The organism is Prevotella sp. DNF00663 (assembly GCF_001553265.1).
In the GTDB taxonomy this organism is placed as follows: domain Bacteria; phylum Bacteroidota; class Bacteroidia; order Bacteroidales; family Bacteroidaceae; genus Prevotella.
This window is the reverse complement of the sequence record NZ_KQ960655.1, coordinates 22,654-32,786: the sequence shown is the minus strand read 5'-3', so window position 1 is coordinate 32,786 and position 10,133 is coordinate 22,654. Positions and strand designations below refer to the sequence as shown.

The window sequence follows — 10,133 nt, the reverse complement described above, 5'->3', positions numbered from 1 at the left end:
GCACCTGCGGACGGGGCAAGACACCGCCGCGACCAGCTCGCCGCCCAGAACCAAGCCGTGACGGAGGCCGACTTCAAGATAGAGCCAGGCGGACTGACCGTGGAGCGGATCAAGTAGATTCGCTCAGCTTTATTCCCCCCAAAAAAGGTAAAAGGGTTGATCGCAGCAATGCGGTCAGCCCTTTCAAATATGTTGTTGTCAATTATCATATATTCTCATTTTCAATCACTTATCAAGTACATACTCCCTTGATCGTCAAAAGAGGCTCTTTGGGGTCGTTGCAGAGTCGAGGCAGCATCGCTGAACAATCCATACAGCAATGCTGAAAAGCCGTTGCAGCAAACCAAGATCGTTTTTTTAGTCACTGAGTTTATAAGTTACTGCATATCAAAAGCGGATGCACCTCTGTGAGTACATCCGCTTCATTATTTTACAGATGGCGCTTTCGCCTGTCTTATTTCGTTCTGAATACGCGTTTCGGAGCTTCTACTTGAGGTTTCACCGAGCGACTCATTGCGTCGTTATATCCTCTAGCATAGTAGCCTGAATCCCAAGAATTGTACCAGTCATCATAACCATAATAGTAGTAGCCCGACCAATTAGGAGACGACGTATGCGTCAGTCGGAAGTCTACAGTTTGGTTTCCGGAATAGATAGAACCAGAGAAATAGTAGTCGCTCAAGCTATAGTCAAAGATTCTAATATCCGTATTCTCTTCTACAAAGTGTACATAGATCGTTCCATTGTTTACCGTCCAAGTAATGTGGTTGGCAATATAATCGTACGGAGCATTGCTGTAATAGTCTACCCAAATGCCGGAAGTAAAGTCTATTTCGGAGTAGGTAGCATCGTAAGTGCGACCGGAATAAGTAGACGATACATACATATTACCCTTCCAAGTACCCTCAAGCGTATATCCAATCTCTGCATCTTCATCGCAAGAAACAAAAGAGAATGACAGAACAGCCATCGCTATCATCGTCATGAGTGTAGAAATCTTCTCCATAATTATATTCGTTTTGTGTATTAATTCTTTGTTCTTATTTCTGTTGCAAAGATAGATATAGTTTACCAAGACGTCGTGTATATTCCCATATAAAGCAGTAGGGATTATCCTATTCTTTCATGGTAATTCCCTACCTTGAAATAACTTTAATTAGCATATTGCATGACAACTTATCGCTATTTTTCTGTATTTTTGCAGCTAACGAAAAATATTTTATACTTACATACAGATAAAGAAAAAGATGAAAACGGTTTACGAATTCTCCGTCAAAGACAGAAAAGGCAGCCCAGTGTCACTGAAGGAATATGCTAACGAAGTGCTCCTGATTGTCAACACAGCTACTAAATGTGGTTTTACCCCCCAATACGAAGAACTAGAGAAACTTTACGAGAAATTCCACGCACAAGGTTTTGAGATTTTAGATTTCCCTTGTAACCAGTTTGGCCAGCAGGCTCCGGGTACCGACGAAAGCATTCACAGTTTCTGTAAACTGACCTATGGTACCGAATTTCCACGTTTTAAGAAGGTAAAAGTGAACGGTGACGATGCCGACGACTTATTTAAATTCTTGAAAAAACAAAAGGGATTTGCCGGTTGGGACGAGTCTCACCCCATCTATCCTATCCTCGACAAGATACTCAGCGAAGCCGATCCAAACTACAAAGAAAAAGCTGATATCAAGTGGAACTTCACCAAATTCCTCATCAATAAAAAGGGACAGGTGGTCGCTCGATTTGAACCTACAGAGAAGATCTCGAATATTGAAAAGCAAATAGAAGAACTCTTATAAGGCTAGAGACTCATCTATACCATAAGGAGGTGGTGTTAACACCGCCTCCTTATGGTATAATCATATTCCTAACTATCATTTTATTTATCGGTATAATGTCCCAACACTGAGACTACATAGACAGAAACAACATCTTCATTAATGGTATATAGTAGCCTATTTTTCTTATCTAATCTTCTTGACCACATATTTGGAAGATATTTCAAAGGCTCTGGCTTCCCCGTTCCCGTATACGGATGCTCTGACAGCTCCATAAACAAGTCTTCTATTTTTTTGATAATCGCCTTATTACCTGATTTGTAAATCTTCCGCAAATCTTCTCTAGACGATCCCACAAGCTCTACAGAATACTGTCCCATATATTATTAATGTCTTTCACTTTTACCGTTCTACCATTCCTAATATCCTCTAATCCCTGTTGAATAGCTTTTAGTTCAGCTTTTGAAAGAAAATCATTCTCATCGGCAACACTAATAATTATGGGTCTTGCATTTTTACGAGCGACAAACACTGTCTCCGTTTCTGCCAAATCAAAATATTTCTTTTGATTTGCTCTAAATTCTCTTGTAGTAATTATCTGCATACTTTTACCTCCTCTTTAATTGCAAAGATAAGACGTTTCAGCAATATAAACAAACTTTAGTGTACTTATTTGCGTACTCTAATTAAAGTTGCTTTCCCCACTATCCACAATCCTACGAAAGTAAGAAAACCATTGAGCATGAGCAACTCATAGCCGAACTTATAGCCTAAAAGACGACTACATAGCGTATCAACGACAAAACACAATAAGGGAGCTAAGACTGCAATATACGGTACCAAGCGGTCATTGGTCGGTCTACGAGTCAATAATCCGAAGGCAAACAGCCCTAATAACGGACCATAAGTATAGGAACAAAGCACATAGATGGCATCCAATACGCTGGTAGAGTTTAATGCTCGGAATATCAGGATGAACACCACAAACACCAATGCCAACACCCTATGGGTGCGACGACGCAACTGTTCGTCTTCCGCTCGGTTCTTTATATCCACACAAAAACTTGTGGTCAAAGCCGTTAATGCACTATCCGCACTCGAAAAACTGGCTGCCACAATACCTATGGTAAACAAGATTGTCACCGTAATGCCCAGTCGTCCGGCAGCAGCAAACATGGGTAAGAGTTCGTCTCCCATCGCCGGGAGGGGTACACCTTGCTTTGCTGCCAACTGTGTCAACAAGACACCAAGAGACAAAAAGAGCAAGTTGGCCGGTACAAAAGCCAAGCCATAAGTACACATATCTTTCTGTGCTTCGCGCAAAGTCTTGCAAGTAAGGTTCTTCTGCATCATATCTTGATCGAGTCCGGTCATCACTATAACCACAAAGATACCACTCATGAACTGCTTCCAAAAGTTCTGCCGGCTTACCCAATCATCGAAAACAAACACTCTACTATGCGTATCTGTCGCAATGGCATGTACGGCTTGCGGTAACGTGAAACCCAGTTCACCCATCACATTATATATAATAAGGAGCAAAGCAGCAAACATACAAGTGGTTTGGAAAGTGTCTGTCCACACCAACGTTTTGATTCCACCACGATGAGTATAAAGCCATATCAATCCTACCATGATGACTACGGTTACCGGGAAAGGTATTCTGAGGTCGTCGAGCACGAACCGTTGTAGGATAATACAAACCACATAAAAGCGAACGGCAGCCCCCGTCATTTTCGACAAGAGGAAGAATGACGCACTCGTCAGGTAAGACCGATTGCCCAATCGCTGCTGCAAATACGAATAAATAGTGGGCTTTCGCAATTGATAATACACTGGCAAAAGCAGGAAAGCCACTGCTAAATAGCCGAAGATAAAGCCCACGCACATCTGTAAATAGGTCATATCGGTCTTCAACATCATTCCCGGAACCGACACAAAAGTCACTCCCGAAATAGAAGCACCGACCATTCCAAATGCCACCATATACCAAGGCGACCTGCGCTCGGCACTGAAAAAGATGGAATTGGTGGACTTGCGAGCTGTCAATCTGCTGAATACCAGCAGACAACAGAAGTATATCAAAACAGTGAAAAGTATCATCATGGATGCAAAGATAGCTTGTTTTAAATAAGCAGACAAATCCATGCACATTTAAAAACACACTTTTTTACTTACAATCCTTACTTTCTTTCTGTAATAGAAAAGTTCAGAGAAAAGCCTTGTTAACTGTCAAAAAAGCAGTATATTTGCAATGATTTATAAACAAGGTAGAGATGAAACAGAAGAAATTCCTCCTTCAAGAGAAGGAAATCCCCACACAGTGGTACAATATACAGGCCGATATGCCTACCAAACCATTGCCTCCATTGAATCCCAAAACGCGCGAACCACTCAGCGCGGAAGACTTGTCGCACATCTTTAGTGCCGAATGTTCCAAGCAAGAACTGGATTGTACGCATGCTTGGATAGACATTCCCGAAGAGGTACGCGATAAGTATAGCTACTATCGTTCGACTCCGTTGGTACGCGCTTATGCCTTGGAAGAGGCGCTAGATACCCCTGCTCATATCTATTTTAAAAACGAAAGTACCAACCCACTAGGCTCTCACAAGATTAATTCTGCCATTCCTCAGTGCTATTACTGTAAGCAAGAGGGCGACACCAACGTCACTACAGAGACCGGAGCAGGCCAATGGGGTGCCGCATTGTCGTATGCCGCGAGCATTTACGGGCTGAGTGCAGCTGTCTATCAAGTAAAGATTAGCATGCAACAGAAGCCTTATCGCTCTAGCATCATGCGTACCTTCGGTGCCACAGTAGAGGGCTCTCCCTCCATGTCTACCCGTGCCGGAAAGGACATTATCACTCGCGAACCTAACCATCTCGGCTCATTGGGTACTGCCATATCCGAGGCTATTGAGTTGGCAACGACTACTCCGCATTGCAAATATACGCTGGGCTCGGTGCTCAACCACGTTGCTTTACATCAAACTGTCATAGGCCTAGAGGCTGAAAAGCAGATGGAAATGGCTGGAGAATACCCCGATAAAGTGATTGCATGCTTCGGTGGAGGTAGCAATTTCGGCGGTCTTGCTTTCCCATTCATGCGTCATAACATCCTCAATGGCAAGAAAACAGAGTTTATCGCAGCCGAACCGGAGAGCTGTCCGAAGCTAACTCGCGGTAAGTTTGAATACGATTTCGGAGACGAAGCTGGCTATACTCCACTGTTACCTATGTACACTTTGGGGCACGACTTCAAACCCGCGAACATCCATGCAGGTGGTTTACGCTACCATGGAGCCGGTATGATCATCAGTCAATTGATTCGTGACAACTATATGCACGGCGTAGATATCCCCCAATTGGAAAGCTTTGAATCCGGTATGTTGTTCGCTCGAACCGAAGGTATCATCCCCGCACCGGAGAGTTGTCATGCTATTGCCGCTACCATCCGAGAGGCTCTACGAGCTAAGGAAGCCGGAAAACAAGAAAACATCCTATTCTGTTTGTCCGGTCATGGGCTTATTGATATGACTGCTTACGACTCTTATATCAACGGAGACTTGCACAATTACAGTGTTTCCGACGCTGAGATTAAGAGCAACCTAGTCAACGTTCCCAACGTAAAGATTTAATTCTATATCCCTATATGCTCCCTAATATCTCACCAAACAGGTATTAGGGAGTTTTCGTTATACTTCTTTTCCAACTTAACCTCTTACAGCATGAAAGAGAAAACACTGCTCATATTGATTTTACTCATCAGTTTTTTACTACGCATAGACGCTCGTCGCCCCATCAAGGTGGCATGTGTGGGCAATAGCATCACGTACGGTGCCGGCCTCAAAGACCGTGAACATACGAGCTATCCGGTGCAACTTCAGGCGTTGCTAGGAAAAGATTACGAGGTTAGGAACTTCGGACGGTCGGGTGCAACACTCATCAATAGAGCCTATCGACCCTATACTGCGCAACCGGAATACCGACAAGCGCTCGACTTTAAGGCCGATAGAGTCATCATACATTTAGGAGTAAACGATACCGACCCGCGTGCATGGCCTAATTATTCGGACGATTTTATCAAGGATTACCGTGCACTTATCGACTCATTTAAGGTGGCTAATCCAAAATGTAAAGTATGGATTTGTCGACTAACACCCATCTCAGACCGCCATCGTCGATTCAAATCGGGTACTCGCGACTGGCATCATCAGATACAACAGAGAATAGAACGCATTGCACGGACAACCAATGTAGGACTCATTGACCTGCACGAAGCACTTTACAATCGGCCTGATGTATTTCCAGACGGACTTCATCCCAACGCCGAAGGAGCTGGATTGATAGCCCGAAAAGTATATAGCGCCCTCACCGGAGACATGGGTGGGCTACACGTTTCACGCCTTTATACCGACGGAATGGTGCTCCAACGCTCCGTTCCCATCCACATGGAAGGAACGGCAAACAGTCATGACGAGGTGACCATAGAGTTGGGAAAACAGACCATTCACACCCTTTCTAATGCAGAAGGACATTGGAGTACCACTCTCCTACCCATGCAGGCTGCAAAGAATTTGACACTCACCATCAAGACAAAGAAAGAAAAACTGCAATTCAACGATGTAGCCATCGGTGAAGTATGGTTGTGCTCCGGACAATCAAACATGGCTTTCCGTACCGCCCAACTAGCTCCAGATGAGAAACAAGACATGCTCCACTATAGTAGTCAAAAACCTGATATACGACTATTTAACATGACAGAGAAATGGGCAACGACAAATTCCGAGTGGTCCATATCGGCTCTCGACTCAGTCAACCGACTGCAATATTACACCGATAAAGGTTGGCAAGCCTGCAACGAAAACACAGCCCCGGCTTTCTCTGCCATTGGTTTGGCCTTTGCACGAACACTGGCCGACACTCTTGGAGTGACCATCGGAGTAATCTGTAACGCCATCGGCGGTTCCCCGACAGAGTCTTGGATACCCCGACAGACACTTGAAAACGACTTTCCCGACATTCTAAGAGAGCCTACTAAAAACGATTTCATCCAACCATGGGTACGTGAACGCATGTCGAAAAATATCAACTTGAAGACCAACCCACTGCAACGACACCCTTATCAGCCCTGTTATCTCTTCGAAGCCGGCATCGAACCACTCGCCCACTACACCATCCGAGGCGTGGCATGGTATCAAGGAGAGTCTAATGCACACAATATGGAAGCCTACGACAGCCTCTTTAAGCTCATGGTAGGCAGTTGGCGAAGCTATTGGAACGCCAATCTTCCTTTCTATTATGTGCAGTTATCAAGTTTGGACAGACCTAGTTGGCCATGGTTCCGCGATGTACAACGCCGACAACTGCGAACGATTCCCAACACGGGAATGGCTGTCAGCAGCGACATAGGCGACTCGCTCGACGTACACCCTAAACATAAAATGGCCATCGGACAACGTTTGGCTCGTTGGGCTTTGGCCAAGACTTACGGGCATCGGCTTGTCCCTTCAGGTCCATTCATGAATCATGTGGACTATCACGATGGTGCCGCTTACGTGTCATTCGACTTTGCCGATGGTCTCAGAACATCGGATGGTAAAGCTATTCGCAGCTTTGAAATTGCCGGAGAAGACGGTTTATACCATCCTGCACAAGCCAAAATCGAAGGTAATCAAGTAAAGGTTTGGAGTCAACAAGTAGTCAAACCTGTGAATGTACGCTATGGTTGGCAACCTTATACAAGGGCAAATCTAGTGAATTCCAGCCTTCTTCCCACCTCCACCTTTAGGGATAAGGACTTCTAACCACATTTCTATAATCAATAATAAGCCCTTTACAGCGTATGCTGTAAAGGGCTTATTATTAAGACAGAATGCTATCTAAAGAAATCACCAATAATTGATTTCTGAATATTTTTATCTACCATAATTGCATTATTGTTTCGTGTATAGCACAGAAATAGCACCTTTTTGTTTCATCGACAAAACAATCATGATATCTTTTAGAAGTTTCTTTTAACTTCGATACCGTCCGGTATGTTAATCTATACAGCCCTGCTTCCTATTTCAAGTTCTCACCCTCAACTTGCTGCCCCGGCTTCGCAACAATACTGAACCGTTCTCGCAGCATTGCTGACTGGCCCTCTCAGCAATACTGAAAAGCCCTTGCTCAAGCCTGAAAGGCTCCCCCTTATGATTCTATCTATTATATGAAGTCTGACAAGACTGCCCATATCCTCCTTTAATGATAGATATTACACGGAAAGGGGGAGCCTTTCAGGCTCGGTTATAGTTGCTTTTTTTGCCGTAAGCCTAAAAGACTTACGGCTATGAATGGGCTGTCCTTCGGACAGAAATGCTTCTGTATTACACCTCCACCTCTTACCTTTTACCTTGTGAGACGGAAAACTTTCCGTCTCTACCATCACTTCTTTATTCGTCTATGTACCAACTTTAAACTATCACTCTCCCCCTTATGGGGGAGTCGGAGGGAGCTTCTTTTTATAAGCCGGTTGATATATACCTTTATTATATATACATATTCACCTTTAGGGAAAATCCCCTACCACATAGGGAAAAACCTTTTTCATCCTCGTATATTCTTCGTTTCTTTGCATCAGATAAATAAACGAATAGAACAATTAAAGAGATAAGATTATGAAAAAGTTGATATTAGCCCTTGTAGTTCTGCTGACTACAGCAGTTTCTGTCAACGCAATGAGCTATCAGCAAGCTCGCGAACAGGCGCTTTTCCTGACAGACAAGATGGCATATGAGCTTAATCTGACCGATGAGCAGTACGAAGCTGCCTATGAAATAAATCTTGACTACCTGCTAGGAGTAACCGACTATAACAGCCTTTATGGAAGTTATTGGACTCAGCGTAATCTGGATTTAAGCTACATTTTGCTCGATTGGCAATATCAAGCTTATTGTGCAGCTAACTATTTCTACCGTCCGCTCTACTGGGATGGAGGCTATTGGCACTTCGGAGTCTACGCTCGCTACCCGCGACGTGACTACTTCTACTTCGGTCGGCCAACTTTCTATACCGTCTATCGTGGCGGACACAGCTGGCGAATGAATGGCGGTCGGTCATGGTACAGAGAACGTACATGGGGCGGCCCAAGTTCTAGAAGATTCGGAATGCGCGATGGTTTCAACGGTGGAGACTTCGGTCGTAGCCACAATTTCGGCAACCGCAGTTTTGGAGGACGTAGCTATGGCGACCGCAACTATAACTATGGACAGCGCCGGATGGACACAGACCGCTCGCGGATGAACAATGGTGAACGCAGCATCTTTAACAGTTCAAACATAGAACGTGGTGATATGCAGCAAAATGGAAATCGCTCTTTTGGTAGCCGTAGCGATATGCAGTCTAGACCAACACGCTCTTTCGGAAGCCGAAATAGAATGCAACAAGATCCGACACGCTCTTTTGGCGGTCGCAATGAGATGAGTCGCCCTGAAAGTAGCACTCGTACGACGGTACGTCAAGGTGGTTTTGGCAGCATGCGCAACAATTTCAACAGCAGCTCCAGTGCTCCTAGTCGCATGTTTAGTCCACGTTCCGGTTCTGCAGGACAATCAGCCCCCAGCCGTTCATTCGGCAACTTCGGTGGCGGTGGACATTTCGGACACAAATAATCAATAAGAGAATTCAGACATAACTATATGCTCAATAGAGTGACTTTTTAAGTAAAAAGAATTCAGGAATAAAAATTAGAGAGTAAAAAAGAGGGCTTCTTGCTGTGCAGCAAGAGGCCCTCAATCTATTTATGAGTAATGTATCGAAACCTATTACAATACTAAGACGCGCACTTCGGCATTTCCCATCTTCTGAATTTCATTCATGGGACGATGAAAATATACACTTTGGATAGCCTTGTTAATCAATCCGTGTCCTACGGCCAAGACTGTCTTATCAGGATAAGTGAACTTTAAATAAGTGATAAAGTTCTGGGCACGCGATTTCATCTGCTCCAAAGTCTCTATATCGTCGGGCCATTCCACATCTTTTAATGTTGGAATAAACCGACCGGTAAAACTCCCCCAATCGCGCTCGCGCAATAAAACCGTCGTCTCAATCGGCAATCCGTGCGGCTCGGCTATGATGCGACAAGTATCTATAGCACGCCTCAAATCGCTGGCAACAAATACGTCTATTTGTTCACCAACCATTTTATCGCGCACCTCACGAGCCTGTTCCAGTCCGCGTTCATTCAGTTGTCCGTGACCTTGTCCTTGTAAAATCTGCGCCACATTGTCCACCGTCTCACCATGGCGCACCAAATATAGTTTCGTCATACTTCCTTTTTACTACGGCAAAAGTACACATTAATATGCCAAA

9 protein-coding genes are annotated in these 10,133 nt (G+C 44.4%); 4 read left to right on the top strand and 5 right to left on the bottom strand.

The features are described 5' to 3' along the window. Nucleotides 1-454: 454 nt before the first annotated feature. A complete protein-coding gene (locus HMPREF3034_RS10225; protein ID WP_036897062.1) occupies nt 455-1,006 on the bottom strand; it encodes a hypothetical protein in 552 nt (183 codons plus the stop codon). Nucleotides 1,007-1,247: 241 nt separating this feature from the next. On the opposite strand from HMPREF3034_RS10225, the gene HMPREF3034_RS10220 reads away from it, so the two are divergent. Beyond that, complete coding sequence (locus HMPREF3034_RS10220; protein ID WP_062435322.1) at nt 1,248-1,796, top strand: glutathione peroxidase; 549 nt, start codon at nt 1,248-1,250, stop codon at nt 1,794-1,796. Nucleotides 1,797-1,876: 80 nt separating this feature from the next. Here HMPREF3034_RS10220 and HMPREF3034_RS10215 read toward each other — a convergent pair whose 3' ends face one another. From HMPREF3034_RS10215 to HMPREF3034_RS10205, 3 genes are all read right to left on the bottom strand, one after another. Further along, nucleotides 1,877-2,155, bottom strand: coding sequence for a Txe/YoeB family addiction module toxin (locus HMPREF3034_RS10215; protein ID WP_062435319.1), 279 nt, complete (start codon nt 2,153-2,155; stop codon nt 1,877-1,879). Continuing rightward, nucleotides 2,137-2,379 (bottom strand): hypothetical protein, encoded by a 243-nt coding sequence (locus HMPREF3034_RS10210; RefSeq protein ID WP_062435317.1) that lies wholly within the window; start codon nt 2,377-2,379, stop codon nt 2,137-2,139. The genes HMPREF3034_RS10215 and HMPREF3034_RS10210 overlap by 19 nt, the downstream gene beginning before the upstream one ends. A 65-nt stretch (nt 2,380-2,444) precedes the next feature. Next, a complete protein-coding gene (locus HMPREF3034_RS10205; RefSeq protein WP_062435327.1) occupies nt 2,445-3,881 on the bottom strand; it encodes a sodium:solute symporter in 1,437 nt (478 codons plus the stop codon). Between the two features lie 170 nt (nt 3,882-4,051). On the opposite strand from HMPREF3034_RS10205, the gene HMPREF3034_RS10200 reads away from it, so the two are divergent. From HMPREF3034_RS10200 to HMPREF3034_RS10190, 3 genes are all read left to right on the top strand, one after another. After that, nucleotides 4,052-5,416 carry a TrpB-like pyridoxal phosphate-dependent enzyme gene (locus HMPREF3034_RS10200; RefSeq protein ID WP_036897045.1) on the top strand — a complete coding sequence of 455 codons (1,365 nt, stop codon included), beginning with the start codon at nt 4,052-4,054 and terminating at the stop codon, nt 5,414-5,416. 90 nt (nt 5,417-5,506) lie between these two features. Further along, nucleotides 5,507-7,585 carry a GDSL-type esterase/lipase family protein gene (locus HMPREF3034_RS10195; RefSeq protein WP_036897042.1) on the top strand — a complete coding sequence of 693 codons (2,079 nt, stop codon included), beginning with the start codon at nt 5,507-5,509 and terminating at the stop codon, nt 7,583-7,585. An 852-nt stretch (nt 7,586-8,437) separates the two neighbouring features. Further along, nucleotides 8,438-9,430: a hypothetical protein gene (locus HMPREF3034_RS10190; protein ID WP_036897039.1), complete on the top strand. Its 993-nt coding sequence runs from the start codon at nt 8,438-8,440 to the stop codon at nt 9,428-9,430. Nucleotides 9,431-9,583: 153 nt separating this feature from the next. On the opposite strand, the gene HMPREF3034_RS10185 is transcribed toward HMPREF3034_RS10190, so the two are convergent. Further along, complete coding sequence (locus HMPREF3034_RS10185) at nt 9,584-10,090, bottom strand: histidine phosphatase family protein (protein ID WP_036897036.1); 507 nt, start codon at nt 10,088-10,090, stop codon at nt 9,584-9,586. Between the last annotated feature and the right edge of the window lie 43 nt (nt 10,091-10,133).